Origin of the sequence: Henriciella aquimarina, assembly GCF_002088975.1 — a bacterium.
GTDB lineage: Bacteria > Pseudomonadota > Alphaproteobacteria > Caulobacterales > Hyphomonadaceae > Henriciella > Henriciella aquimarina.
Genome location: NZ_NCST01000032.1, coordinates 1 through 25,425 on the forward strand (window position 1 = coordinate 1; position 25,425 = coordinate 25,425).

The 25,425-nt window shown below is 61.1% G+C and carries 21 protein-coding genes; 6 read left to right on the forward strand and 15 right to left on the reverse strand.

The annotated features are described in order from the left end of the window. Positions 1 to 64: 64 nt before the first annotated feature. The 7 genes from B8784_RS04755 to B8784_RS04785 form a co-directional block, all read right to left on the reverse strand. Positions 65 to 1,267 (reverse strand): IS256 family transposase, encoded by a 1,203-nt coding sequence (locus tag B8784_RS04755; protein ID WP_084396434.1) that lies wholly within the window; start codon positions 1,265 to 1,267, stop codon positions 65 to 67. Positions 1,268 to 2,002: 735 nt separating this feature from the next. Beyond that, a complete protein-coding gene (locus B8784_RS04760; protein WP_084396468.1) occupies positions 2,003 to 2,815 on the reverse strand; it encodes a crotonase/enoyl-CoA hydratase family protein in 813 nt (270 codons plus the stop codon). 103 nt (positions 2,816 to 2,918) lie between these two features. Continuing rightward, positions 2,919 to 3,950: a 1,9-bis(guanidino)-5-aza-nonane synthase gene (locus B8784_RS04765; protein ID WP_084396469.1), complete on the reverse strand. Its 1,032-nt coding sequence runs from the start codon at positions 3,948 to 3,950 to the stop codon at positions 2,919 to 2,921. Positions 3,951 to 4,064: 114 nt separating this feature from the next. Further along, the gene (locus B8784_RS04770; RefSeq protein WP_084396470.1) at positions 4,065 to 5,252 is read right to left on the reverse strand and encodes a type III PLP-dependent enzyme; all 1,188 of its coding nucleotides are present in this window, start codon (positions 5,250 to 5,252) and stop codon (positions 4,065 to 4,067) included. A gap of 381 nt (positions 5,253 to 5,633) precedes the next feature. Continuing rightward, complete coding sequence (gene metC, locus B8784_RS04775) at positions 5,634 to 6,794, reverse strand: cystathionine beta-lyase (RefSeq protein WP_084396471.1); 1,161 nt, start codon at positions 6,792 to 6,794, stop codon at positions 5,634 to 5,636. After that, the gene (locus tag B8784_RS04780) at positions 6,791 to 7,642 is read right to left on the reverse strand and encodes a sulfurtransferase (RefSeq protein WP_084396500.1); all 852 of its coding nucleotides are present in this window, start codon (positions 7,640 to 7,642) and stop codon (positions 6,791 to 6,793) included. Before B8784_RS04780 ends, metC begins: the two co-directional genes overlap by 4 nt. 5 nt (positions 7,643 to 7,647) lie before the next feature. Next, positions 7,648 to 8,649 (reverse strand): cysteine synthase A, encoded by a 1,002-nt coding sequence (locus B8784_RS04785; RefSeq protein WP_084396472.1) that lies wholly within the window; start codon positions 8,647 to 8,649, stop codon positions 7,648 to 7,650. Between the two features lie 160 nt (positions 8,650 to 8,809). Between B8784_RS04785 and B8784_RS04790 the strand changes: the two genes are divergently transcribed. Both B8784_RS04790 and B8784_RS04795 read left to right on the forward strand, forming a co-directional pair. Continuing rightward, entirely contained in the window at positions 8,810 to 9,313 is a 504-nt protein-coding gene (locus tag B8784_RS04790; protein ID WP_158085576.1) for a cupin domain-containing protein, read from the forward strand. Beyond that, positions 9,310 to 10,017 carry a DUF6134 family protein gene (locus B8784_RS04795; RefSeq protein ID WP_084396474.1) on the forward strand — a complete coding sequence of 236 codons (708 nt, stop codon included), beginning with the start codon at positions 9,310 to 9,312 and terminating at the stop codon, positions 10,015 to 10,017. Before B8784_RS04790 ends, B8784_RS04795 begins: the two co-directional genes overlap by 4 nt. Here B8784_RS04795 and B8784_RS04800 read toward each other — a convergent pair whose 3' ends face one another. The 4 genes from B8784_RS04800 to B8784_RS04815 are packed head-to-tail and all read right to left on the reverse strand — an operon-like array spanning position 10,018 to position 14,789. Next, positions 10,018 to 11,247: an SAM-dependent methyltransferase gene (locus B8784_RS04800; RefSeq protein WP_084396475.1), complete on the reverse strand. Its 1,230-nt coding sequence runs from the start codon at positions 11,245 to 11,247 to the stop codon at positions 10,018 to 10,020. It abuts the gene before it with no gap. 10 nt (positions 11,248 to 11,257) lie between these two features. Further along, entirely contained in the window at positions 11,258 to 12,046 is a 789-nt protein-coding gene (locus tag B8784_RS04805) for a DUF1365 domain-containing protein (RefSeq protein ID WP_158085577.1), read from the reverse strand. Then, a complete protein-coding gene (locus tag B8784_RS04810; protein ID WP_084396477.1) occupies positions 12,043 to 13,371 on the reverse strand; it encodes an NAD(P)/FAD-dependent oxidoreductase in 1,329 nt (442 codons plus the stop codon). Before B8784_RS04810 ends, B8784_RS04805 begins: the two co-directional genes overlap by 4 nt. Further along, a complete protein-coding gene (locus B8784_RS04815; protein ID WP_084396478.1) occupies positions 13,368 to 14,789 on the reverse strand; it encodes a cryptochrome/photolyase family protein in 1,422 nt (473 codons plus the stop codon). The genes B8784_RS04810 and B8784_RS04815 overlap by 4 nt, the downstream gene beginning before the upstream one ends. 202 nt (positions 14,790 to 14,991) lie before the next feature. Between B8784_RS04815 and rfaE2 the strand changes: the two genes are divergently transcribed. Then, positions 14,992 to 16,446 (forward strand): D-glycero-beta-D-manno-heptose 1-phosphate adenylyltransferase, encoded by a 1,455-nt coding sequence (gene rfaE2, locus B8784_RS04820; protein WP_084396479.1) that lies wholly within the window; start codon positions 14,992 to 14,994, stop codon positions 16,444 to 16,446. Here rfaE2 and B8784_RS04825 read toward each other — a convergent pair. Genes B8784_RS04825 through B8784_RS04835 form a run of 3 tightly spaced genes read right to left on the reverse strand, consistent with a single transcriptional unit; the run spans position 16,443 to position 18,653 of the window. Continuing rightward, on the reverse strand, positions 16,443 to 17,339 hold the full coding sequence (locus B8784_RS04825) for a hypothetical protein (protein ID WP_084396480.1): 897 nt from the start codon (positions 17,337 to 17,339) through the stop codon (positions 16,443 to 16,445). The genes rfaE2 and B8784_RS04825 overlap by 4 nt on opposite strands. A 2-nt stretch (positions 17,340 to 17,341) precedes the next feature. Beyond that, positions 17,342 to 17,719: a DUF6285 domain-containing protein gene (locus B8784_RS04830; RefSeq protein WP_084396481.1), complete on the reverse strand. Its 378-nt coding sequence runs from the start codon at positions 17,717 to 17,719 to the stop codon at positions 17,342 to 17,344. Then, positions 17,712 to 18,653, reverse strand: coding sequence for a phosphotransferase family protein (locus tag B8784_RS04835; RefSeq protein WP_233355968.1), 942 nt, complete (start codon positions 18,651 to 18,653; stop codon positions 17,712 to 17,714). Before B8784_RS04835 ends, B8784_RS04830 begins: the two co-directional genes overlap by 8 nt. 144 nt (positions 18,654 to 18,797) lie before the next feature. Between B8784_RS04835 and B8784_RS04840 the strand changes: the two genes are divergently transcribed. Beyond that, positions 18,798 to 19,541: a DUF502 domain-containing protein gene (locus B8784_RS04840; protein WP_084396483.1), complete on the forward strand. Its 744-nt coding sequence runs from the start codon at positions 18,798 to 18,800 to the stop codon at positions 19,539 to 19,541. Here the strand turns inward: B8784_RS04840 and recG are convergent. Further along, entirely contained in the window at positions 19,491 to 21,557 is a 2,067-nt protein-coding gene (gene recG / locus B8784_RS04845; RefSeq protein ID WP_084396484.1) for an ATP-dependent DNA helicase RecG, read from the reverse strand. The two genes, B8784_RS04840 and recG, sit on opposite strands and share 51 nt — an antisense overlap. A gap of 112 nt (positions 21,558 to 21,669) precedes the next feature. Between recG and B8784_RS04850 the strand changes: the two genes are divergently transcribed. Both B8784_RS04850 and mfd read left to right on the forward strand, forming a co-directional pair. Beyond that, entirely contained in the window at positions 21,670 to 21,927 is a 258-nt protein-coding gene (locus B8784_RS04850; protein WP_084396485.1) for a succinate dehydrogenase assembly factor 2, read from the forward strand. Positions 21,928 to 21,968: 41 nt separating this feature from the next. Further along, a complete protein-coding gene (gene mfd, locus B8784_RS04855) occupies positions 21,969 to 25,421 on the forward strand; it encodes a transcription-repair coupling factor (protein ID WP_084396486.1) in 3,453 nt (1,150 codons plus the stop codon). Positions 25,422 to 25,425 lie beyond the last annotated feature (4 nt).

The window sequence follows — 25,425 nt, forward strand, 5'->3', positions numbered from 1 at the left end:
GATCGTGTCCCACCAAGTGGTGTAGCTCGTCATTGGCCTGACGGTTTTGGTCAGGCTGAGCTGATCAGCCGACCTGAGCTACAGGCAGGCTGACCAGGGGGTTATCGCAGACTGGCGCGAGGGTTTCCAGCGTCATGTAGCGTGCTCTCTGCACGGCCCATTCCTCGGTCTGTTCCATGAGGATCGCTCCCACCAGTCTGCGGATGGCGTTTTCATTGGGGAAGATACCGACGACATCTGTGCGCCGTTTGATCTCGCCGTTGAGCCGTTCGATGGGATTCGTGCTGTGCAGTTTCGTGCGATGCTGCTGCGGGAACGTCATGTAGGCAAGGACGTCTTCTTCTCCCTCGTCCATCAGCGCGGCGAGCTTCGGCAGTTTCGGCCGCATCTGATCGGCGACATGGCGCCACTGGGTCTTTGCAGAGGCATAGTCGTTCTGGGCGAAGGCGGTGGCGATGAAGGCCGAGACCACACGCCGGCTGCTCTTGCCGGCATGGGCCAGGACATTCCTCTGGAAGTGTACGCGGCAGCGTTGCCAGCTGGTATTGAGGACGCGGGCGACGGACGCCTTGATACCCTCGTGGGCATCGCTGATGACGAGTTTCACCCCACTCAGCCCCCGGCGTACCAGATCGCGCAGGAAGCCCGTCCAGAACGTCTCCGCTTCCGAGGGGCCAATGGCCATGCCCAGGACTTCCCGGCGCCCGTCCGTATTGACGCCGACGGCGATTGTCACCGCGACCGATACAATACGCCCGCCCTGGCGGACCTTGAGATAGGTGGCATCGATCCAGAGATAGACCCACTCGCCTTCGATCGGCCGGGTCAGGAAGGCCTCGACCCGCTCATCGATTTCTTCGCAGAGACGCGACACCTGGCTCTTTGAGATGCCTGTGCCGCCCATCGCCTGGACGAGATCATCCATCGCCCGGGTCGAGACGCCGTGCACATAGGCCTCCTGGATCACCGCTGTCAGGGCTTTCTCGACGGCGCGGTGAGGCTCCAGGAAGGACGGGAAGTAGCTGCCTGTGCGCAGCTTCGGGATCCGCAGTTCGACATTGCCGGCCCGGGTCTGCCAGTCACGTTCCCGGTAGCCATTGCGCTGGGCTTTGCGCTCCGGATCCTTTTCGCCGTAGGCCGCGCCGGCGCGCACGCCAACCTCGAGCTCCATCAGCCGCTCAGCGGCAAATCCAATCATCTCCTTGAGCAGGTCGGCGTCCCCACTCTTCTCAACAAGCTCGCGCAGGTCCATCATAGCCTTGGTCATTGTCGGTTTTCCTTCGGTCAGGTTGTGTGTCGCAACCCAATCCTACCAAGGAACCGGCAATGGCCAACCGCGCTGCGGGCCTCGTCCTACAGCGCCATGTGGAAAGGCGCGGACGAGACCCGCAGCGCTAACCAGCTACACCACGACCCGGGACGTGACCCTTTTCCGGCCGCAAGCTGCAGCGGAAGATTCAAACTGAGACACCACCTAAACACAGAACTGGTTGATCTGAGACTATGAAATAGGCAAGGCTTTTGGTTTGGGCTCCTAATCTTGGAATTCTATGCTATCAGCTAGTTCGACGCCTAACCGCGCGTCGAACTAGTGAGGTCCGCAAAACTGTGGACCAAAATCCGACCGAACTGAGGACCAAAAATTGACTTTCATGCACGTATGTGTTTGAATATATTGGATAAATAATATGGATCGTGGCACGTCACTCGCGCCATTCATTTTGAATGGTAAACTGTGCAGATAACGAGACGTGGTGGACGTCATTTGTCGCCACGCAGTTTCTACAAAAGCACTGATTTCCAAGGCGGCTGATCGCCTCTGAGGCCCTTTGACAGGAGCTCTTGGATCCTGCTTGAGCGAAAGCTCGATAGATATTTCGACGCGCAGGGGCGTTCGCTGGCGCTGGTCCTTGATCGCTATGGATCCGGCAGCGAGGCGCTGCGGCGCTACTATGATCTGATCAACGGCCTCATGCACGACGCCGCCAACGGCCAGGTCGGATCAGCTGTCTTCGAAATTGGCCGGGCGCTTCTGCAGCTCAGCCATGACGGCTTCGATCTGATTCTTCGACCCGATGATCTTGTCCTGCAGGACTGATTCCTGAACCAGCGCGTCCTCATCGCTCATCTGGGCGACCGAGTTGAAAATCTGCTTGTTCGCCCGGATGGCATCTGGGTTCTTGGAGGCGATAAACGTCGCAAGCTCCATCGCTCGCTCGTGCGGGGCATCACTGAGCTCAGTGGCGAACCCGTATGCATGTGCATCGGCACCGCTGAAAATACGCCCCGTATACGTCAGCTCCCGGAGGATGTCGTCACGGCAAAGATGCCTCATGATAGCGGTGCCCGCCATATCCGGCACCAGCCCCCATTTTATCTCCATGATCGAGAGTTTCGTATCCGGATGCGTGATGCGGATGTCCGAGCCGAGCATGACCTGGAAGCCACCACCGAAGGCCACGCCGTGCACAGCTGCGATCACCGGCACGGGCAGCTCACGCCATCCCCAGACGGCCTGCTGGGCTCTGTTGGCGATCCCGTAGGTGCGCTCCGCCAGAGGCTGGCGGCCACTCGGGGAGCCCTCACTGCCACCTTCGGCCATCTTGCCGAAATTGCCCATATCGAGCCCGGCGCAGAAAGCACGCCCCTCACCGGAAAGCACCACACAGCGGACCGACTTGTCCTCTGCGAGGTCGGCGGTAGTCTCGATCAGTGCCGAGAACATGGCGTCATCAAGGGCGTTCATCTTGTCCGAACGAACCAGTTTGACGTCCGCGACGCCATTGGATTTCTCAACCGTGATGCGCTCCGACATGCCTGTCTCCTGAGGAATAATTTCGATGTGAGGGTAATGTGCAAAATGAAAAACGCCGGGACAATAGATGTCCCGGCGTCATTCAGAAGCGGCGATATCGCGCCTAGAGGAAGAGCTTCGCGAATTCGCGCGGCTTGCGCTTCTTCCATTCGCCCTTGTGCCAGGAGGCGGACGCCAGCAACGGAATGACCGTGCTGGCTTCGGCAAATACCATCTGCTCATAGACAGTCTGCACCTTGCCCCAGCTGGCGGCCTCCTTGAGCGTGGAGGAGGAGCAGGCCCCATCACGCGTGTCGGCGACCGTGACCTGCACGGCATATTTGTGCATCTCGACCTCCTTGCCGAGGATCTCCGCGCAGACCACCGTGTCCTGCACGAAGTTCTTCGGCACGCCGCCACCGACCATCAGAAGCCCGGTCGATCCGGCGGCGATCTTCACATCCGTCAGTTCGCGGAAGTCAGCTACACTGTCGATGGAGAGATAGTTGCCCGGATTTTCGACCTGGTGCTTCACGAGGCCAAAGCCTGCCGAACAGTCCGAGAATGCCGGCACGAAGATCGGGACGTGATGATCGTAGCAGGTCTCGATCAGGGAACCCTTCTTCTTGGCGTTCTCCTTGAGCCACTTGCCGATCTCCCAGATGAACTCGCGGGAAGAGTAGGGACGCCGCTCAAGATTGTCGGCAATATCCTTGATCGTGTGGTCGCAGGCCTGCAGCTCTTCTTCGTCGATGAAGGTGTCGTAGATGCGGTCGATATAGAGATCGCGCAGCGTATTGTCGTCGACCTGTTCGGGCGCCTGATAGTGGCTGTATCCAAGCGCTTCGAAGAAATCCATGTCGATGATGGAGGCGCCGGTGGCCACGATCGCATCGACGAGGCCGTACTTAACGAGATCACGATAGACGTGCATGCAGCCGCCGGCGGAGGTCGAGCCGGCCAGGGTCAGGATAATGGAGCAGTCCTGGTCCTCGACAGCCATGTTGAAGATGTCGGTCGCGCGGGCAAGATCCCGCGATGAAAACGACATCTTTCCCATCGCATCGACAATCGGACGCGCGTCGAACGAAGTGATATCGACATGCTCGACGGGGTTGCTCAGCAGTTCTGCCTTGCGGTTGGTTCCTTCAGCCATGAGGGCACTCCAATTGCTTTGCCCGCGGTTCTAACGAGCGGGCTTGAGGGGGTCCAGACAGGACGTCCCGGCCGGTCCAGCCGAGATGTCCTGCCCATGTTTTCGAGATTTGGCTTATGCCATTACGGCGACAGTGATTTCGGTGTGGAAGCCATTGAATTTCGAGGCGAGCGCCTGACCGTAGGCGCCCAGATGGCAGACTTCGACCCAGTCGCCTTCACAGACGTCGTCCGGAAGTTCGAACGGGCCTTCCATGACATCAAGGCTGTCGCACGTCGGACCGAAGAAGCGGAAGGGCTCTGCCGTACCGGCTTCGCGCGGCGCGGCGCGGTGAAGTTTCACCGGGTACTTCCAGGCGCACTGGGCGGCATCAAACAGCGAGCCATAGCTGCCATCGTTGAGATACAGGTCGCCACCCTTGCGCAGCTCGACGCGGGCTAAGGTCGATCCGCCCTCCGCACAGAGCGCGCGCCCCGGCTCTCCGAGCACCTGCACGCCATCGAAACCATGTTCGCCAAGTCCCTTGCGGATCGCGGCAAAATAGTCGCTTATCGGCTTGTGCGGCATACCCGGATAGGCCACCGGGAAGCCCCCACCGCAATCGATTGAGTCGATCGCAATGCCCGCCTCGTCCACAATCGCACGGGCCCAGGCCAGTGCCTTGCCATAATCGTCCATGTTCATGCACTGCGAGCCGACATGGAAGGTCAGGCCCAGCATGGCGACATGCGGACGGGCCGCCTGCAGCAGGTCTACGGCTTCTTCCCGCGAGGCGCCGAACTTGCCCGACAGCGGCATGGCGGCTTCACCCTTCGGCAGCGCAAGACGCACATGCAGGTTGAGGTCGTCGGCATAGCCGGTTTCCTCAAGCAGCTTGTACAACTCATCAGCGCAATCAAAGGAGAAGTCACGAACACCATTGGCATAGGCATGACGGATGGCCGCGCGCGACTTTACCGGGTGCATGAAATAGAGGGTCGCGGACGGGGCGATCGTCTTGACTAGTTCAACCTCGCGGGTGGACGCCACGTCGAAGCAGCGTACGCCCGCCGTCCACAGCGTCTTCAGGACTGCCGGGTGCGGATTCGCCTTCACGGCATAGAGAACCTTGCCGGGAAAGCCGTTGAGGAAGGTCCGGGCCGCAGCAGCGATCTTCTTGGGATAGAGGACGAAGATTGCGTCGTCGCCCTCATAGGAGCGCAGCATGTCTCCAACGCTCGCAAAAGCGGGAAGGCCCTGGCGGTTGGAGGAATCCGGAAGAATGGCGGGACGCGCAAGTTGCGCGTAGTCTGACTTGAACATGGCGGGGATTCGATTGTCTGTACTGGCGTTTCGCCAGTGAACTCATTGACTGCTCAGTTCTACAACGAACTAAGCGCGGCACGGTTCGGCGGGCAAGGGCCCGCTACGGCCTTATGAGTTCCGCAATAGCGGCCCGGTAGTCCCCGAATTTGCGGTCATAATAATTGTAAAGGCCGGTATCGTTTGCAACATTCTTACGGTTCCGCGGCCTCGCGGTGGCGAACTCTTTCGGTGTCATCCAAGTATCCTCGGCATGCATGACTGACCTCTCGATCAGTGATGAAGTGAAGACAGTTGGGCTCACCCGTACTGACGCCCTTCCGGGACCGTCGTAGCTCGCTTGCTTGTCGCGGGCTCAAATATGAAAAAACACCACTTTCATCAAGTATTTTTTTCGTCAGCCAATGCGGAAAATGCGCGCTCAAGATCCTCGACAAGGTCTTCGGGATCCTCAAGGCCGACATGAATGCGGATGAGGCGGCCGTTCCGGTATTCCGTCCAGTCCTTTGCCAGCCGCGTCAGCTGCTCGTCGCAGGGGATGAGAAGGCTTTCAAAACCACCCCAGGAGAATCCGAGCCGGAAAATTTCGAGCCCGGAAATGAAGGCATCAATCTCGGCATCGCAGTCGCCTTTCAGGATAAAGCTGAAAAGCCCTGAGCTGCCGGAAAAGTCGCGCTTCCAGAGTTCATGATCCGGATGCGAGGGCAGGGCAGGATGGATCACACTGTCGACCGCCTCAAGCGTCTCCAGCCAGTTGGCGATACGCACGGCATTCTTTTCATGCTGGGCCAGCCGCGTCGGCAGGGTCCGGGTGCCGCGCAGCGCTGAATAGGCTTCCTCCGGGCCGATAGAGATGCCCCAGTCTTCAGTGAGGTCGTCGATTTCACGCGCCGTTTCGCGGTCGGCCGTCATGACGGCACCGCCGAAAGCGTCAGCATGGCCCACGACATACTTCGTCAGCGCCTGCACGGAGATATCGACCCCGAGCGCAAGCGGCTGATGAAACACACCGGCCGACCAGGTATTGTCCATAATCGTCTTGATGCCGCGCGCCTTCGCCAGTTTGACGATGGCCGGTGTGTCCGACACTTCGAAGGTGAGGGATCCGGGGGCTTCCAGAAAAACAGCCTGGGCGCCTTCATCCATCAAGGTCTCGATCTGCTTGAGATCACGAGGGTGGAACCGCTTGCAGGTGACGCCCATCCGCTTCAGTCGCTTTTCGCAGAAGCGCCGGCTCGGCCCGTAAATCGAGTCGGAAATGAGCAGCGTGTCCCCGGCATTGACAACCGAGGCGGCCGCCACCGCACAGGCGCTGAGTCCGGAGGGGGTCAGATAGGTATGTGTGGCCTGTTCAAGATCACACATGGCTGCTTCCAGCTCACGGTGCACTGACAGGCCCATCCGGCCATAGCCGGGTTTCTGGCTGTAGAGCGCCTTGCGGTCGGCGAGCAGGACTGTGGAGGCTCGCTCAACCGGTGGATTGACGGTGCGCCGGGGACCGGTCCCGGCATGATTATGGATGAGCCGTGTTGATCGTTTCATGCTTTGGCAGTTTCGATCGGGTTTGCCTCATTGGAGGCCCACTCGGTCCACGATCCGTCATAGACGCTCACATCCCAATTTCCCAGCTCAGCCAACGCCAGGGCGATCACCGCCGCCGAAACGCCTGAGCCACAGCTTGCGATCGCCGGGCGGGATGTGAAATCGCCCAGGACCTTTTCGAGCTCTTCCCGGGGGCGGAGTTTTCCATCCGCACCTACAAGCTCCCCGCAGGGGACATTGTCGCTGCCGGGAATGTGTCCGGAGGGCAGGCCGGCGCGGGGCTCGGATTCAGTTCCCTTGAAACGCCCGCCCGGACGGGCGTCCAGGATCGGGATCTCCCCGGTTTCGGCTATCTGTCGTACCTGTGCCATGCTGTGCACGAGGTCGGAGCGCACCCGGGGCGTGAAGTGGCGGCCGCCGGTAATGGTCGGCGCCAGGTCTTCAATCTCACCATCTTCGGCCTGCCATGCGCGCAGACCGCCATCCAGGACATAAACCTCCTTGTGGCCCATGACGCGGAACATCCACCAGACCCTGGCCGACGCGAAGAAGTCGTTCGCATCATAGACGACGATCCGATTGCCATCGCCCACCCCCAGCTTGCGCACCCGCGACGAGAACTTCACCGAGTCGGGGAGCATGTGAGGCAGGTCGGAATCGGGATCGGCGATGTCGTCGATATCGAAATAGACCGCTCCGGGAATATGGCCGCGCTCATAAGCTTCCCGCCCGGCGCCGGGACCAGCCACCCAGGAGGGAAACCAGCTCGCATCGAGGATCCGCAGATCCGGGGCGTTGATATTCGCTTTGAGCCAACTGGCTGAAACAAGGGGGCTTTGACTGGACATGGACATTACTTCTCCATCCATGGCGGAACGGGCAAGTCCTTGCTGCGCAGAAATTCCGGATTGAACAGCTTCGACTGGTAACGGTTACCATAGTCGCAAAGGATGGTCACAATGGTGTGGCCCGGGCCGAGTTCCTTGGCGAGGCGGACAGCACCCGCAATGTTCACGCCGGAGGACCCGCCAAGACACAGCCCTTCATGCTGGATGAGATCGTACAGGATTGTGAGCGCTTCGGTGTCGGTGCAGCGATAGGCGTGATCGACCTCCAGCTCCTCGATATTCTTGGTGATGCGGCCTTGTCCGATGCCTTCGGTAATCGATGTGCCTTCGGACTTCAGTTCACCGGTCGTGTAATAGCTGTATAGCGCTGCGCCACCCGGGTCGGCGATGCCGACTTTGACCTTGGGGCTTTTCTCCTTCAGCGCCTTTGCTACACCGGCCAGTGTGCCGCCGGAGCCGACAGCACAGATGAATCCGTCGACCTGACCGTCTGTCTGGGTCCAGATCTCTTGTCCGGTCGTCTGATAATGTGCTTCGCGATTGGCGACATTGTCGAACTGGTTGGCCCAGATCGCGCCCTTGGGTTCGGTCTTGGCGAGTTCTTCGGCCAGGCGCCCGGAATAGCGGGCATAATGGTTGGGGTTGGAATAGGGGACCGCGTCCACCTCGATCAGCTCAGCGCCGAACAGCTTCACGGCGTTCTTCTTTTCCTGGCTCTGGGTTCGCGGCATGACAATCACCACCCGATAGCCCAGCGCGCTGCCGACCATGGCCAGCCCGATCCCGGTATTGCCAGCCGTGCCTTCAACGATGGTTCCCCCCGGCTTGAGCTGACCGCTTTGCTCGGCGTCGCGAACGATACCGAGGGCGGCGCGGTCCTTAACCGACTGGCCGGGATTGAGGAATTCTGCCTTGCCGAGAATCCGGCAGCCAGTCTCTTCCGAGACGCGCCGCAACTTTATCAGAGGGGTATTGCCGATCGCATCGAGTACGGATTCAAGCACCATGAGTTTGCATCTCCTGTCCTGCTTTCCGTCTAGCCGCCCCGTCTTGCAGTGACAACACCGCTCGGGAGTGATCCGACCAGCGCTTGCGTCCGTAACGATGTAGAAACCAAAGCAGGGACCGCGCAGCGATATGACATCACAGGAGACCTATCAGGCCTTCATGCTGGACCATGCCGCCGGCCGTCTGGCGCCGGGCATGCATCTGGCAGCGGAAATTCACCGGCTGATGTCGACAAGCGGTGAAGAGGTCGCGACGTTATGGGAAACCGTGCGGGACGTGCTGATGGACAAGGGCCGTCACGTGCAGCCTTCTGCACATCTGAATGATGGGCATATCGCTGCCGCCATCGACATCATCCATACCGACTATTCGGAGGTAAAGTGGCGCCGGGGCCTGTCTGGTGTGCGCTACGCCAAATGCGAGGGAGCAGATGGCCAGCTCATGCGGTTGAACCCCGGCCAGACGGTTTTGTCCCACGGGCACTCCGCACTCGAGGCAACGGTGGTGCTGGAGGGCGTCCTGGATGATGGCCGCGGCACGTACCAGCAAGGCGATATCCTGCTCGCGGAAGCCGGCATGAAACACCGCCCGGCTGCCAACGGCGCAAGGGCCTGCGTCTGCTTTGTCGCCCGTTCCCCCCGGCCATTCTGGAGGTTTACATGAAAACGATCCTGCTCATCTCGACCCTTTGTGCGCTCGGCGCCAACCTGCCGGCCGCCGCAGATACCGGTGCGGAGACAGCGTCCGGTCCGGTCAGCGCATCGGCTCCGGATGCCTGGTCCCCACAGGATGGCGATACGATCAAGTTCGATGTCTACCGCAAGGGCAAGAAGGGCTTCGGTACCCATACCGTTAGCTTCGATGTCGAGGAGGACGGGACGTTCACTGCGACATCCGATGTCAGCCTCAAGGCCGGATTGGGGCCGATCACGCTCTTTCGCTACAAGCTCGACGCAATCGAGAGCTGGAAAGATGGGAAACTCGTAGCCGTCGAGGGCGAGACGAATGACGACGGTACCGACAGGTTTGTCGCTGCCGAGGCCGCCGGAAATGCCATCCAGGTGAATGGATCAGCCTATGAAGGACAGGCCCCTTCAGGAATCATCCCGTCCAGTCACTGGAACATCAATGAAGTTTTCAGTTCGCGTATCCTGTCGACGGAAACTGGTGAGATCCTCGATGTCGAAGTCGAAAAGATCGGCAAGGAAACTGTCAGGGCAGGGGGGCAGGACGTCGAAGCGACCCATTACCGCCTTGTATCCGATCTCACCGTGGACCTCTGGTACGATGAACAGAACCGCTGGGTAAAGCTCAGCTTCACCGCGCGGGATCAGAAAATCGATTATGTCCTGACGGAGCTCTACTGATCAGGCCCGCGCAAGCTGGAACTGCCCGACATTGATCCGGCCAGAGCGGAAGCCCGCTTCACAGTAACTGAGATAGAAGCGCCAGAGACGGCGGAACCGTTCATCAAAGCCCATGGTCTGGATATCGCTCCAGGCCTCCTCGAAGCGCTGCGCCCACAGCTTCAGGGTGCGCGCATAATCGAGGCCGAAATAGTGAACGCCATTATAGCGCAGACCGGCGGTGTTGAAGGACGCTTTCAGCGCCTCTTCGCTCGGTAACATGCCGCCGGGAAAGACATAGCGCTGGATGAAATCGGCGCGCTTTCTGTAGCGTTTGAAAAGGTCGTCATCGATGGTGATGATCTGTAAGGCTGCCTTCGCGCTGTCCTTCAGGCTCTGGCGCACCTTGTCGAAATAGCTCGGCCAGTAGGACTCGCCGACAGCTTCGAACATTTCAATCGAAGCGACACCGTCATATTCGCCCTCATGATCGCGGTAGTCTTCAAGGCGGATGTCCACGCGGTCAGACAACCCGGCCTTCTGCATCCGCTCCATGGCGAATTCACGCTGCGCCTCTGAGATGGTCAGGCATGTCACCCGGCTTCCCCGGGTCTGGGCCGCATACTCGGCAAAGCCGCCCCAGCCGCAGCCGATCTCAAGGAGATGGCTGTCCGGGCCAGCGCCAAGCTCATCGGCAATGCGCTGGTACTTTGCCCGTTGGGCCTGTTCGAGCGACAGGTTCGGCCGGTCGAAGAGGGCCGATGAGTAAGTCATCGTTTCATCGAGCCAGGAGGCATAGAAGTCGTTGCCGAGGTCATAGTGCGCCATGATGTTGCGGCGCGCGCCAGACTTGCTGTTGCGGTTGAAGAAATGGCGGACATTGTTGATCGCCTTGACCAGGCTGCCGCCGACAGCAAGCTTGCCAGCGGCTTCGAAATTCTCGGAGAAGAATTCCAGCACGGCCGTGAGGTCCGGCGTGGACCAGTGTCCGTCCATGAAGCTCTCGGCGAAACCGATATCCCCGCTGGCCATGGCCTGCTTGATAAAGGCAAAATCATGAACCTGAACAATGGCTTCGGGCCCGGGCTTACCCTGATCGAACAGGATCGACCGGCCATCCGGCAAGTCGAACCTCAGAGAGCCTGTTTCTGTCCGCAGAAGCATGAGACAGGCCAGTCGGAAACTCGCCGGTACATCCCGCAGCCCCCGCAGGCTGGAGACGCTGGCCTTTATCGTCTGTGAGTCGCTCATCGCCTTGTCCTCAATTGCTGTCGCGGCCTTTGCCGGCAAGGGTGGGAACGGCCTTCGGGGCATGAGGCTTCCGGTGGTATCGCGCGCCTTTTACCCACAATTTCAAGGCCTCCCAGTGAATACCTATTGTAACACCAAGTGACGATAATGGCATGCCCAGTGCGATGGAAGCCAGACGGGAGCCCGTCGCACGGGTGATCGTGGTCGACAGGGTGGCGCTGTGAACTGGCTGGCCATCCTCGAGCGTTGTAACGCCCAGGTGCAGCTCATCGGCTTCATACCGGACTGAAAAGGCATACCGGCCAGAGACAGCAAAGAAGGGGGAGACGTGAAAGCGTTTTGGCGCGCTGTGGCGGCTCCAGGCTCCATCGAGGGCGGCGGCATAGACATGCCTTTCGCCAAATGTATTGCGAACCTCGTAGAGGATGCCGGCCGGCTCGCCCCGGTCATTCATGGCGATCCATAGCGACAATGGCGCAAACTTGTAGAAGAGGTGCCTTGGAAAGGTGACGAGACGGATCTGCTCGCATTCGATATCGATCCCGGCGTCTCTGAACTGGGCCTCTGCCCAGGGCCGTAAGGGGGCCTTTTCTTCCGCGCCGTGCTCGTCGCGGCGAAACGAAAAAAGGGCGCTTTTCTCGACGCCGAACAGTCGGGACTGGCAGTCAGCCTCGTTCAGGTGATCGATGTCGACGTCGATCAGACACACCTTGTAGCGAAACGACGATTTGAACGGTGTGAACCGCCAGTGTGTCGTCCAGCCCTGATGGAGCAGAAGTGCGTCCGCGCGGGTCGTCACGGGGCTACCGTCATTCGTGCTGCGCCACCGACCTGGCTTTCGCGCGGTTCCGGAACCACAGTCTCGACACCCACGGGATCCCATGGGACATGCCCGCCAAGCGACAGGGCCGGGCGCAAGCCGCTTTTCAGGCCGTCCTCGTGAAAGCCACAGCCGAGCCAGGCCCCGGCGAACCACAAGCCATCACGGCCCTGCCGGCGTTCCAGCGCACGCACGGCTGCCGCTGCGGCCGCATCATATTGGGGATGATCGAAAACGAACTCCTCGAAGACCTGGTCCGGTGCTGGCGGTTCGGCGGGGTTGAGTGTCACGAAAAGCGGGCGGTTATCGGGAAGCGATTGTAGCCTGTTCATCCAGTAAGTCAGACATATCGCATCGCCGCTGGCTTTGTTCTCCATCACATTCCAGCTCGCCCAGGCCGCCTTGCGGCGGGGCATGTAGCCTGGATCCTTGTGCAGATAGGCGCGGTTCGGGCGATACCGGACGGACTTCAGAAGAAAGCGCTCCTCGCCAAAGCTTTCATCCAGCACCCTAAGGGAGGTGTCGGCATGCGTTGCCAGGATCACTTCGTCGAAAACCTGATCGGCCGTGTGGGCGAATGTGACTTTCGCACGGTGCCCGAAACGGCTCACACGGGTCACAGGCTGGCCGAGTTTGACCCGGCCCTCCAGGGCGGAAACGGCCTTGTCGACATAGCGCCGTGACCCCCCCGTCACCGTGCGCCATTTCGGGCGCCCCTTGTGCATGAGGCGGTGGTTCTCAAAAAACTGGAAGAAACTCAGGGCAGGGTAGTCGAGAATCTCTCCCGGCGGCGTTGACCAGATCGCGCCGCCCATGGGGAGGATATAGTTGTCGCGGAAATCCTCACTGAACCCGTGACGCTTCAGCCAGTAGCCAAGGCTTTCCTGCATCACCTGTCCTTCGGCAAATTCCGCGCGGGCAATATCGTTGAACCGCAGGATCGTGCGCCAGAAGCGGTGAAAGCGTGGCCGGAAGAGATTGCGCTTCCAGGCGAACATGCCCTTCGCGGTCGATGCCCACTCAAAGCCTTCCGGATTCGACACGGCAAAGCTCATATCGCTGGGCTGGGTCTCCACGCCAAGCGCATCGAAAAAGCCCGTCAGATTGGGATAGTTCAGCCCATTATAGACGATGAAGCCGACATCGACATCGATGGGCGTCCCGTCATGATCGACCGAGACGGTATGGGCATGACCGCCGGGCCGGTTGCGGGCTTCAAACACCGTCACGTCGGCGGTGTCCTTCAGGGCATAGGCTGCGCCAAGGCCGCTGATCCCCGAACCGATAATGGCTATTTTTTTCATGCTGAATCCTGTTTGCTCTTGAGCGTCTCCCACGCGTCCTGAGCCCGTTGTCGGCCTGTCGAGTGATCGATGATCGGTTCGGGATAAGTCTCTCCGAGAGTGATGCCGGCGCACTTCAGCGTCTTGGCGTCAGCTGTCCACGGAGAATGAAGACACTTGTCAGGCAATTCCTTGAGTTCAGGGCACCATGTCCGGACATAATCACCCGTCTTGTCGAACTTTTCGCCCTGGGTGATTGGATTGAAGATGCGGAAGTAGGGGGCAGCATCGGCCCCTGAGCCAGCTGTCCACTGCCACCCCATCGCGTTCGAGGCCGGGTCGGCATCGACCAGCGTATCCCAGAACCAGTCCTCCCCATCGCGCCAATGGACCATCAGATGTTTCGTGAGGAAGGAGGCGACGATCATGCGGACCCGATTGTGCATCCAGCCGCAGGCCCAGAGCTGGCGCATGCCGGCATCGACAATCGGATATCCGGTCTGTCCGGCCTGCCAGGCCTTCAGGGCGGCCGCATCAGCTTTCCAGGGCATCTCATTGAATGCCGGGTTATAATTCTCCCAGCCCATCTCCGGATTGTAGTAGAGCAGGACATAGGAGAATTCGCGCCAGACGACCTCGGAGAGAAACGACCAGGCGCTCGTTTCCTGCTTGAACCCATGATCGAGCTTCGACTTCACCGCCCGCCAGATCTGCGCCGGGCCGAGTTCGCCGAAATGCAGGTGTGGCGAGAGGCCGGATGTTCCGTCCTGGTCGGGCCGGTTGCGCTGCTCTTCATAGTCTCGCAGGCCATCGTCCAGGAAGGCTGACAGGCGCGCCTTTGCGCCGGCTTCCCCCGGCGTCCACATCTCGTCAAAGCCTTTTGACCAATCCGGCTGTGTCGGATGAAGGTCCCAATCCTCGATCCGCTCACCCTCAACGCCCATACCGCCCAGGCTATCTGGAAGCGGGCAGGGCGCAGGCGGCTCATACATGGCCCGTACCGCGCGCCAATACGGCGTGAAAACCTTGTAGTGACCACCGGTCTTCGTCTCGATCTGCCAGGGTTCGGTGAGGAGGCTGGTGTTGAAGCTCTGAGCGTCTATGCCGTCATCCTTGAGCGCAGCCTTGATGGCGCTGTCGATCTCGCGTTCGGTCTTGCCATAACGCCGTCCCCAATAGACCGCCGTTGCACCCGTTTCCTCGACAAGCGCGGGGATGATCTCATTGGCCCGGCCGCGCCGACAGACCAGTTTCCCGCCGAGTTCCGAGATATCCGAGCGCAAGGATTTGAGGGATTTGTCGAGCCACCACTGAGACGCGCCGCCCCGCTGGCGCAGGGACTCATCCTCTTCCAGGATATAGATACAGATGACGCGGCTACCGCGCTCTGCCGCTGCAGAGATTACGCGATTATCGTCCAGGCGCAGATCGTTCCGCATCCAGACGAGGATGGTATCATTGCCAGTAGAAGTCAGGACGAGTCTCCACGAAGTCGCTTACCCTTCAGTTACGTCGCTGTGTCCTGAACGGATCAATATAGCTGCATTCTGTCTCCTCGGCTGGCCCTCAAGCCGGGGATTGTCTAGGGAAGGTGGACCGGGAACATGCACGGCCTGAGAGGACAAGGGACAGGGTGACGCGATGAAGCAGCAGCTGGCCGCACTGATCGATCAAGCCCAAGGCGCTCAGGTTCTCTGTGTCGGCGACGTCATGCTGGACCGGTTTGTCTACGGCATGGTCGACCGCGTTTCACCGGAATCGCCTGTTCCGGTGCTGCGGAAGTCGGCGACGGTCGAGATGCCGGGCGGGGCCGGGAATGTCGCCCGTAACATGGCAGCGATGGGCCTGAACGTGGTCCTGGTCGGCTGCATCGGTGAGGACGACGCCGGACATCGGCTGGAGGCTCTTCTGGCGGCGGAGCCGGGAATCGACGCCCGGCTTGCCCGCAGTTCAAGCTACACATCCGTTGTGAAATCCCGTTTCGTCGCCAGCAATCAGCAGCTTCTGCGCGTCGATACTGAGACCTCTTCGCCGACGCTGGGCGTTGCCGAAGCCGTTCTGACCAGCGCGATCTCGAAAGCCGCCGCCAACTGCAAGGCCATTATCGTCTCCGATTATGCCAAGGGCTCCATTACGACCGGCACCTATGCGGCCTGCCTGAATGCGGCCGAAGCCAATGGCATTCCGTTGCTGGTCGACCCGAAGTCGCTGGATTTCTCGATCTATGAAGGCGCAAGCCTCATCAAACCCAATGCAGCAGAGCTCTCCGGCGCAACCGGTCTGCCCACCGGCACGGATGAGGAGGTTGGCAAGGCACTGGCCGCTGCGGCAAAAAAACTCCCGGCAAGCCGGATTGTCGTAACGCGCGCCGGCAGGGGCATGTCCTGGCTGGAAGGAGACACCGTCTCTCACCGCCATGGCGAGGCCAAGCAAGTCTTCGACGTGTCCGGGGCTGGCGATACCAGCATGGCCGCCATCACGCTTGGCATGGTGGGCGGTGGAAGCCTCGCGGATGCCGTGGCGCTCGGGCTCGCAGCCTCAGGCCTCGCTGTCGCCAAGACCGGCACAGCCACGGTCAGCGCCGACGAGATTCGCAATTCTCTGAACAGCCTACATCACCACTTGCGCGCGCCCGTCCTGGTCCGTGAGGAGGCCCAGGGCCTGGTCAGGCGCTGGAAGGCGGAGGGGCTGAAAGTGGGTTTCACCAATGGGTGTTTCGACATCCTGCATCCGGGCCACCTGGCCCTTCTGGAAGAGGCCCGCGCCCGCTGCGACCGCCTGATTGTCGCGATCAATTCCGACGCGTCCGTCAAGCGATTGAAAGGCGAAACACGCCCCGTAAATACCGAAAGCGACCGGGCACGTCTTCTAACAGGCATCAGTGCTGTCGATGCCGTGACCGTCTTTGAGGAAGACACGCCGTCCGAGTTGATCGAGCTCCTCCTGCCAGACCTACTGGTGAAGGGCGGAGATTATACCGAAGAGATCATCGTCGGGGCCGAGACAGTCAAGGCCAATGGCGGAGAGGTTCATATAGTCGAACTTGTCGAGGGCCAGTCGACCAGCGCCATTCTCGCGCGCAACGCTAGGCCTTAATCCCCGCGCTCGCCGGAAATGTCTTCCTCGCCATTTGGGCGAATGATCGGGACGACGTCGACAACTTCATCGGCTGCCCAGCTGTCAAACGGTTCGGCGGGTTTCGTGGCATTCAGGTCCAGCCAGTTTGAAAGCGACTCCATACGCGTTTCGATGGCCTTGGTAGCATCCCCGTCGATGCGATATGTCCGTTTCTTGTAAGGCTGGGATGGCAGCAGCCATGCCAAGGCCTGGGGCGTTCCCACGATGCCGCTTTCCATCACGCAACTCTCAAAAGCGGGGCTGCAGGACTGGATGACCGGCTCCCATTCCTCTGCACTTTCGCCAGCGGACAGGACCACGCCGCCGAAACGGTCGCGAAAATCGGCATCCTCGGGCAGCGCTTTCAACAAGCTCTCCGCCAGCGGTTGGGTGTCCGGTGCAGCAAGGATCACCAGCCCGCGCACGCGGTTGTCCGCCGACATGTAGCGCTTCAGCGCCGCCTTGAGGTCTGTCTGGGACTGCAGGAGCTGTTTCTTGCGGGCATTCTCGGACGCCCCCGGCGAGGGTGACCGATAACCGGGTGCATAGATTGTCATCTCAGCGCCGGCGAGCCCGGTCGCCTCCATGAAGCGTGTATAGTCCTGTTCGAGCAGTTCGCTGCCGGCCGGAACCAGCCCCTTGCGGGCCGGTGACGAGACGGGCGGCGCGATGACGAGCAGATCGACACCCCACGGCTCCTTCCAGCCGCCGGGCGGTTGCTCCTCCGGCCGCTCGAGCCAGACATCATCATAAAAATAGTCCGGCGCTTCCGGGGTAATGTCAGCTTCGCCCAGAATGGCGGAGTAGGCCCAGTCCTTGAGCGCGATCCAGGCCACGAGAATGACGAAGACAGCGATCAGGATGCGGCGCATTATTACTCCTTGAGGGCATTGGCGAGCCCTGAATAGGTCGGCTGGTCCACCTTTATCTGTGCAATTGCGGTCATTTTGAGGTGATTCACGAGATCTTGGGACTGAATCGTCAGCTCGCCGGCGCGAATTTTCGCCTGAAGCGCCCTGTTGAGGGAGTCGAGGCTTTCTCCAGGGTCAGCCTGAAGCAAGTCTGTCAGTCGCCGCTTCTCTTCTGCCTCATTCGCCGCGCGATCCTCCAGGTCTCTCAGGACAGTCCCCAGCACATTGGAGGCCACGCGCGCATGGAAGCCCGCGCGCCCCTTGAGGTGCGTCATGGCGGTCTCGTCGACAAAATTCTTCACCGCCTGGACAAGTTCGGAAACGCTTGGCTGGTCATGCATGACGTTGCTCCTCCAGAAGGTTGATGAGGTCCATCTCCGTCTCCGAAACCCGCCGGCCGATGGCAGCGCGTTCGACACTTGGGTCGGCGCCCGAGCGGAAGGATTCATACATCAGCATGCACATGACACCCCATTTTATGCTGCTGAGCACCTCCCACCAGTCAATCTCTTTCGCCGTCAATGACTGACCGCCCATCGCGGCATAAGCCTCCAGAAGCGGTTCGACATCCCCGAACCCGCCGAGGCGTTTGTCGGATTGGCCGAAGCGCCAGGAATTCGTGCACATCCAGGCGATATCTTCCCGCGGGTCCCCGAGATGGCAAAGCTCCCAGTCGAGCACAGCGGCAAGACCCTGTTCATCGACCATGATATTGCCGAGCCGGAAGTCCCCATGCACCAGCACGGCCTCAAGCGGGGCGGGGGCATTTTCCCGCAGCCAGACCATGGCAAGGTCGAAGATCGGCCGACAAGCCCCCGTCGACTGATAGATGTCCTCGTAATAGGTGAGCTGATCGAGGCCTGTGCTGACCTTCAGGGCCGGATCGCCGTCCACGCGGATGGAATGAATACCCGCCAGGGCTTTCCCGCACTGGGCCGGCAGGGCGCCGCGTGCCTGAGCATATTCGTCATTGCGCAAGATCCGCCGAGCGATGGTTTCCCCCTCGACCCGGCTCATGAAGAAGCCTTCGCCAAGGCCCTCGTCCGGTTCAAGGACATGGATGACGGAGGGCACGGGCACGCCTTCGGCTTCTGCGGCCCGAATCAGTTTCGCTTCATTGGGCAGCCCGATGGCCGCCGAGTCCGGCGTCGACTCGGTGCCTTCCGGAGCGCGTCTGAGAATCAGCGTCTCCGGCGTGCCGTTTCCCTCCAGCGTGATAAGCCAGGTTTCCTGGCTGGCGCCGCCCGACAGGCGATTGGCCGTCTCAACTGTCAAGCCGTTATCATAGACGCTGCGTAAGACGGTTTGCAGTCTGCGGCGGAATTCTTGCGTGTCACTCATCTTCGCCACATTTAACGGAAAGCATAACTTCTCCAAGCCATACTCCAACGTAAACCGGAACCAGCCAGGAGCGCCTTTATGGCCAAGAAACGAAAGCAGGAAGAAGACGAAGGGTTGATGAACCCGAAGCCGAAGCGTCTGACGCTCGGGGCCTGGCTGCGTGGGCGTTTCCTGGCCGGCATGGTGATCGCAGCCCCCATCGCCATCACGTTCTACGTGCTGCAATTCCTGATCAACTTCATCGACAATCGCGTCAAACCGCTTCTGCCGCCGGTTATCCAGCCGGAGACATATACCAATTATGCCATTCCGGGCTTCGGTGTCGTTGTGATGATTATCGCGCTGACGATTCTCGGCGCCGTCGCGACAAACCTCATTGGCCGCTCCGTCATCCGTGCAGCCGACCGGATCCTGTCGCGTCTCCCGATCGTGCGGAATGTCTATGCCGCCTTCAAACAGCTGACAGACGTCATCGCCAACAACCAGCAAGCGTCCTACGACCGCGTCGTGCTTATCGAATATCCGAAACGCGGCTCCTGGTGTCTTGGCTTTGTCTCGACAAGTGCACGCGGGGAAGTGCGCTCACGTCTCGGCGAGGGGCATATCGGTGTCTTCGTTCCGACAACGCCGAACCCGACATCCGGCTTCCTTATGTATGTGAAGGAAGAAGAATGCATCGAGCTCGACATGACCATTGAGGAGGGCGCGAAGATGATTCTGTCGGCCGGCCTCGTCGTGCCCGAGCATGAAGTGCCGGAAGACGCGCAGCGTTCACTCCCGCTCCCGGGTCAGGGGGCTGAGAAGCTCTCGAAGGAGGCTTAGCGCCTTTCCGCGCTTCTGTGTCAGCCCCGGGTCACGCTCGATGGCATAGCGTGCATCGCTGCGGGCGACCGGGATAAGCTCCGAATGTACGCCGAGATCGAGGATCCTGTAATCGACCGCCCCGGACTGGCGCACGCCCAAAAGGTCCCCCGGCCCACGCAGCCGGAAATCGGCCTCGGCAATCTCGAAGCCGTCTTCGGTGCGCCGCAGGGTTTCCAGCCGCTCTTTTGCCAGCTCGCCGAGAGGCGGCCGGTAAAGCAGCAGGCAGAAAGACTTCTTGGATCCGCGCCCGACACGCCCACGCAGCTGATGCAGCTGGGCGAGCCCGAAACCTTCGGCGCGCTCGATCACAATGATCGTCGCGTCCGGAACGTCGACACCGACTTCGATAACGGTGGTCGCAACGAGGACCTTGGTCTGACCGGTCCGGAAGGATTCGAGGGCTTCATCCTTCTCTTCGCCACGCAGACGGCCATGTACGAGCCCGACAGGGACCTTCAGCCAATCCTTCAACATAGCGGCCCGCTGCACAGCTGAGCTGTCATCATCGTCGGCATCCACGCGCGGACAGACCCAGAAAACCCGCTCGTCACGGCCGATGGCGCGTCCGACGGCATCCACGACCTCATCGAGACGTGTGTCTGCGATGACCCGGGTTTCGATGGGCTGGCGCCCGGCCGGCTTCTCGTCGAGCAGGGAGATGTCGAGGTCGCCATGGACGGCCTGGGCGAGTGTTCGCGGGATCGGCGTGGCGCTCATCACCAGCATGTGCGGGGCTGCCGCCTTGCTGGCGAGCCGCATGCGGTCCATCACGCCGAACCGGTGCTGCTCGTCCACAACGATCAGGCCGAGCTTGTTGAATCGCACACCTTCCTGAAACAGCGCCTGGGTGCCGACAACGATCTGGACGCTGCCATCGGCCAGCCCCATCAGCATGCCTTCCCGCGCGCGGCCCTTGTCCCGGCCGGTCAGGGCGGCGACTTCATAGCCAAGCGGGCCCAGCAGATTGGAAACGCTTTCGAATTGCTGCCGCGCCAGGACTTCGGTCGGCGCCATGAAGGCGGCCTGATAGCCTGCGCTGACCGCCTTCACCGCCGCCAGGATCGCGACCAGCGTCTTGCCGGCCCCGACATCCCCCTGAAGCATCCGGCGCATGGGATGCGGCTCGGCCAGATCGGCGGCAATGTCCTTGACCGCGCGGATCTGCGCAAAGGTCATCTTGTAGGGCAGGGCGTTCGCCACCCGGTTCAGCGCCTCGCTGTCCGATATGAGTCGCGGTGCATCCTTCTGGGCCCGTGCGAGCCGGGCAAAGGCGAAGACGGTTTCGCGGGCCAGTGCCTCGTCATAGGCCAGCCGTTCGCGGCAGTTTGCAAAAGCCTCTTCATCATAGTCTTCCGGCGCATGCAGGCCGGCCAGTGCGGCCTTGAAGTCCGGCCAATGGCGCTCGGCCAGCAGATCGGCGCTGATCCATTCGGGCAGATCGTCGGGAATGTGCTCTAACGCCGCGACCGCCGCATTATGGACCTTCTTGTTCGTCAGCCCCGCCGTCAGCCCGTAGATCGGCTCGACAGCCGGCGGGCGCTCCGGCTTTGCCGGGTCGAGGATATAGTCCGGATGCGACATCTGGCGTTCGCCCTGATACTCCGTGACCAGGCCGGACACGATCCGCTCCTTCCCGATCGGGAACTGCCCCTGCAGCCAGCGCGGCTCCGCCCTGAAGAAGGTCAACGTCAGGAAGCCCGTCCCGTCGAAAAGCTGGATTCGATGCGGCGCCCGCTCGGAATAGGGGGCCTTGTAAGACTGGACCTCACCCTGAACTGTGGCCACTTCACCAGGCACGAGCACTTCGAATGAGGGCTGCACGCGGCGGTCGAGCCAGCGCTCGGGCAGATGCAAAAGCAGGTCCCAGACGGTTTCGCCGTCAATCAAACGCTCGAAGACCGGCTTCAGCTTCGGACCGATGCCCGGAAGGCTGTCGACAGGCTCGAAAAGGGGAAAGAGTCGCTCGTCGCGCATGGTGGGTGCGACAATACCGAAAGCACTTCGCCGGGCAATTGTAGAAGAAGGCTGGGAAGCAGGCAGGCCTTGCCCTATGTCAGCCTCAGGAACCGGGACAGGACCAATCGCAATGGACGACAGACGGCGGAAACTCAAATTCAGGGCCTGGCGGCGCGGCTTCAAGGAGATGGACCTCATCATGGGCCAGTTCGCCGACCAGCATATTGCGGAGATGTCGGAGGCCGAATTGCAGGAATTCGAGCAGCTCCTCGCCATACCCGACTGGGAAGTCTTTGCCTGGCTGACGGGCAACCAGGCGGTACCGGAGAATTATGCAGGCCCGGTTCTGGACCGGCTCCTGAGCTTCGAGTACGACCCTCGCGCCTGACCTCCCACATTGCCTGACCCGGCACAGACCGGCCGCCCGACATGCCGAACGCCCATCTTCTGAAAGACCTGTCAGCACCGACGCTCATTTCCGGGGCGCCCTTCGGCTATGACTTGCTCGCCTTGCAGGAGGCGCTGGAGGAGAAGAGCGGCATTGCCCTCTATGTCGCCCGGGACGACAAGACGGCGGCGACGGCGCTGAAACTTGCGGAATTCAACCGCCCGGCCATGGACCGCGTTCTGCTGCCGGGATGGGACATCCTTCCATATGACCGCATGAGCCCGAGCCCGGCCGTTGCCTCGCAACGCTGCGCCGCTCTGGCACGCATGGCCCAAGCCGGCCACGACGGCAAACCGCTGCTGGTCGTCACGACAGGGTCCTCGCTGGTTCAGCGCGTCCCGCCGCGCGAGACCATGCGCACGGCCAGCTTCTCCATGGCGGTTGGCGAGCAGGTCGATGAGAAGGCGCTGACCGACTATCTCAACATCAACGGCTATGTCCGCACCAGCACCGTCCGGGAAAAAGGCGACTATTCGATTCGCGGCGGCATCATCGACATCTTCCCGCCGACCAGCGTGGAACCTGTCCGGCTCGATCTCTTCGGCGATACGCTGGACCAGTTAAAGGCGTTCGATCCGGAAACGCAGATCTCCAGCCGCTCGCTGACATCGGCCACGCTGGCCCCCGTCTCCGAAGTCCTGTTCTCCGACGAGACGCTGAGCCTGTTCCGTGAGCGCTACCTTGCCCAGCTTGGCACGCCAGCCGGCGACACGATGTACGAGGCCGCCCGCGCGCAGATCCGCCGTCAGGGCCTGGAAAACTGGCTGCCGCTGTTCCACCCGCACCTGGAAACGCTCTTCGACTATATCGGCGATGACGCCTTGCTGGCTTTCGGCTCGCTTGCCAGCGAGGCCGCTGCCGAACGCCGGTCGCAGGCCGAGGATTACCATACGGCCCGGCTTCAAGCCGCCACAGAAGACCGCCCGGCACGCGTACTTGAGCCGGATGCGCTCTATCTGTCGCCGGGCGAAATGGACAATGCCCTGGCGCATCGCGGCGTCGCGCGCTTCCAGCCGAGTCCGGGCGAAGGCGGTGTCGACCTCGGTGCCAGACCGGGCCGTGACTTTGCACCGGAGCGGGCGCGGCCTGACATCAACGTGTTCGAGGAGGCCGCTGCGCATGCCCGAGCGCTGCGTGAAAGTGGCCGCACCGTCGTGCTTGGCGCCTGGACGACCGGTTCGGCAGACCGGCTCGTCAATGTCATGGAAGATCACGGCCTCGGTACGCTGCCGCGCACCTACTCTCTGGAGGCGGCAGAACAGGCCGGGCTTTCCATCTGCGAATTGCCGCTTGAGCAGGGGATTGAGGCGGACGATCTGGCCATCATCGCCGAACCCGACATGCTGGGCGATCGGCTGGCCGCGCCGCGGCGCAAGCGCAAGGCCGCCAATTTCATTGCCGAGGCCTCGGCGCTCAACACAGGTGATCTCGTCGTCCACGTCGATCATGGCGTCGGCCGGTATGAAGGGCTTAAGACGCTTGAGCTGACAGGCGCCCCGCACGACTGCCTGGAGCTGTCCTATTCAGGCGGCGACCGCATCTATCTGCCGGTCGAGAACATCGATCTCATCAGTCGCTATGGCAGCGAGGACGCCGAAGGCGCCATCGACAAACTCGGCGGTGTCAGCTGGCAGACGCGCAAGGCCCGGGCGAAGAAACGCATCCTCGAAATGGCCGCCGAGTTGCTCGACATTGCGGCCGAGCGCGAGCTCAAGAAAGCCGATCCGACCACGACGGGGCAGGGGCTCTATGAGGAATTCGCCGCCCGCTTCCCGTATGAGGAAACCGATGACCAGCTCAATGCGATCGAGGATACACTAAGCGATCTGGCAAGCGGCAAGCCGATGGACCGTCTGGTCTGCGGCGATGTCGGCTTCGGCAAGACGGAAGTGGCGCTGCGAGCCGCCTTCGTCGCGGCGATGAGCGGGATGCAGGTCGCCGTCATTGCGCCGACAACACTGCTCGCCCGCCAGCACTTCAACTCCTTCGCTGAGCGTTTCGCCAACTGGCCGGTCAAGGTGAAGCATCTCTCCCGCATGGTCAGCCAGGGCGATGCTGCCAAGACGCGCGACGGTCTCATCTCAGGTGATGTCGACATTGTTGTCGGCACACATGCGCTCTTGTCGAAATCGATCGAATTCAAGCGGCTCGGTCTTCTGATCGTCGATGAGGAGCAGCGTTTCGGTGTGAAGCACAAGGAGCGGCTGAAGGAACTGAAGGCTGACGTCCATGTCCTGACGCTCTCGGCCACCCCTATCCCGCGAACCCTTCAGATGGCGCTTACGGGCATTCGGGATCTCTCCATCATCGCGACGCCGCCCGTCGACCGCCTGTCGGTGCGCACCTATGTCACAGAGTTCGACACGGTCACCCTGCGCGAGGCGCTGTTGCGGGAGAAATATCGCGGCGGGCAGGCCTTCTTCGTCGCGCCGCGCATTTCCGATCTCGACGGGTTAGAAGCCTTCATGCGGGATAATGTGCCGGAAGTGAGCTTCGTGGTCGCGCACGGTCAGATGCCGGCGAACGAACTCGAAGATATCATGACGGCGTTCTATGAAGGCCAATACGATGTGCTTCTCTCGACGACGATTGTGGAAAGTGGCCTCGATATTCCGCGCGCCAACACGCTGATTATCTATCGTGCCGACCGGTTTGGCCTTGCCCAGCTCTATCAGCTTCGCGGACGCGTCGGCCGCTCCAAACTGCGCGCCTATGCCTATATGACGACGCCGCGCGATCAGGTCATGACGCCAGGCGCGGAGCGCCGGCTGCGTATCCTGCAATCGCTCGACAGTCTCGGGGCCGGCTTCCAGCTGGCGAGCCACGACCTCGATATGCGCGGCTCGGGCAACCTGCTTGGCGACCAACAGTCCGGCCATGTCCGTGAAGTGGGCGTGGAACTGTACCAGTCCATGCTCGAGGACGCGGTGAATGCGCTGAAGTCCGGCCTGACCGATGGCGATGAAGATGTCGCTGACGACTGGTCGCCACAGATCAATCTGGGGGTCGCCGTGCTGATCCCGGAAGACTATGTCGAGGATCTCAGCGTGCGCCTTGGTCTGTATCGCCGCCTCGCCGACATCGACACCGAAGAAGGCCGGGAAGGCTTTGCCGCCGAACTGATCGACCGGTTCGGACCGATGCCGGAGGAAACGCGTCAGCTGATGGACATTACGGCGATCAAGGCGGCCTGCAAGGAACTCGGCATCGGCAAGCTGGACGCCGGGCCGAAGGGCATCATCATGGTCTTCCGCGATGACACGCCCGTCGATCCGGGCCAGCTCATGGCGCTTGTACGCTCGCGGCCCAACATGTTCCGGCTCAGACCCGACTCGAAGCTCGTCATAAATCAGTCTCCGGATAATCGGGCCAAGCGCATCCAGCTTGTCAGGAACGTCCTGAAGGAACTCGCAAACCTCTCCGTTCCCGCCTGATCGG

Coding starts and splice junctions, on each gene's coding strand:
- B8784_RS04800 (WP_084396475.1), bottom strand. CDS start 11,247: ATGAGCGACTCACAGACGATAAAGGCCAGCGTCTCCAGCCTGCGGGGG.
- B8784_RS04840 (WP_084396483.1), top strand. CDS start 18,798: ATGGCCAAGAAACGAAAGCAGGAAGAAGACGAAGGGTTGATGAACCCG.
- B8784_RS04770 (WP_084396470.1), bottom strand. CDS start 5,252: ATGTTCAAGTCAGACTACGCGCAACTTGCGCGTCCCGCCATTCTTCCG.
- B8784_RS04850 (WP_084396485.1), top strand. CDS start 21,670: ATGGACGACAGACGGCGGAAACTCAAATTCAGGGCCTGGCGGCGCGGC.
- B8784_RS04780 (WP_084396500.1), bottom strand. CDS start 7,642: ATGTCCAGTCAAAGCCCCCTTGTTTCAGCCAGTTGGCTCAAAGCGAAT.
- B8784_RS04795 (WP_084396474.1), top strand. CDS start 9,310: ATGAAAACGATCCTGCTCATCTCGACCCTTTGTGCGCTCGGCGCCAAC.
- B8784_RS04790 (WP_158085576.1), top strand. CDS start 8,810: ATGCTGGACCATGCCGCCGGCCGTCTGGCGCCGGGCATGCATCTGGCA.
- B8784_RS04765 (WP_084396469.1), bottom strand. CDS start 3,950: ATGGCTGAAGGAACCAACCGCAAGGCAGAACTGCTGAGCAACCCCGTC.
- mfd (WP_084396486.1), top strand. CDS start 21,969: ATGCCGAACGCCCATCTTCTGAAAGACCTGTCAGCACCGACGCTCATT.
- B8784_RS04815 (WP_084396478.1), bottom strand. CDS start 14,789: ATGCGGAACGATCTGCGCCTGGACGATAATCGCGTAATCTCTGCAGCG.
- rfaE2 (WP_084396479.1), top strand. CDS start 14,992: ATGAAGCAGCAGCTGGCCGCACTGATCGATCAAGCCCAAGGCGCTCAG.
- B8784_RS04810 (WP_084396477.1), bottom strand. CDS start 13,371: ATGAAAAAAATAGCCATTATCGGTTCGGGGATCAGCGGCCTTGGCGCA.
- B8784_RS04755 (WP_084396434.1), bottom strand. CDS start 1,267: ATGACCAAGGCTATGATGGACCTGCGCGAGCTTGTTGAGAAGAGTGGG.
- B8784_RS04830 (WP_084396481.1), bottom strand. CDS start 17,719: ATGCATGACCAGCCAAGCGTTTCCGAACTTGTCCAGGCGGTGAAGAAT.
- B8784_RS04785 (WP_084396472.1), bottom strand. CDS start 8,649: ATGGTGCTTGAATCCGTACTCGATGCGATCGGCAATACCCCTCTGATA.
- recG (WP_084396484.1), bottom strand. CDS start 21,557: ATGCGCGACGAGCGACTCTTTCCCCTTTTCGAGCCTGTCGACAGCCTT.
- B8784_RS04825 (WP_084396480.1), bottom strand. CDS start 17,339: ATGCGCCGCATCCTGATCGCTGTCTTCGTCATTCTCGTGGCCTGGATC.
- B8784_RS04760 (WP_084396468.1), bottom strand. CDS start 2,815: ATGTCGGAGCGCATCACGGTTGAGAAATCCAATGGCGTCGCGGACGTC.
- metC (WP_084396471.1), bottom strand. CDS start 6,794: ATGAAACGATCAACACGGCTCATCCATAATCATGCCGGGACCGGTCCC.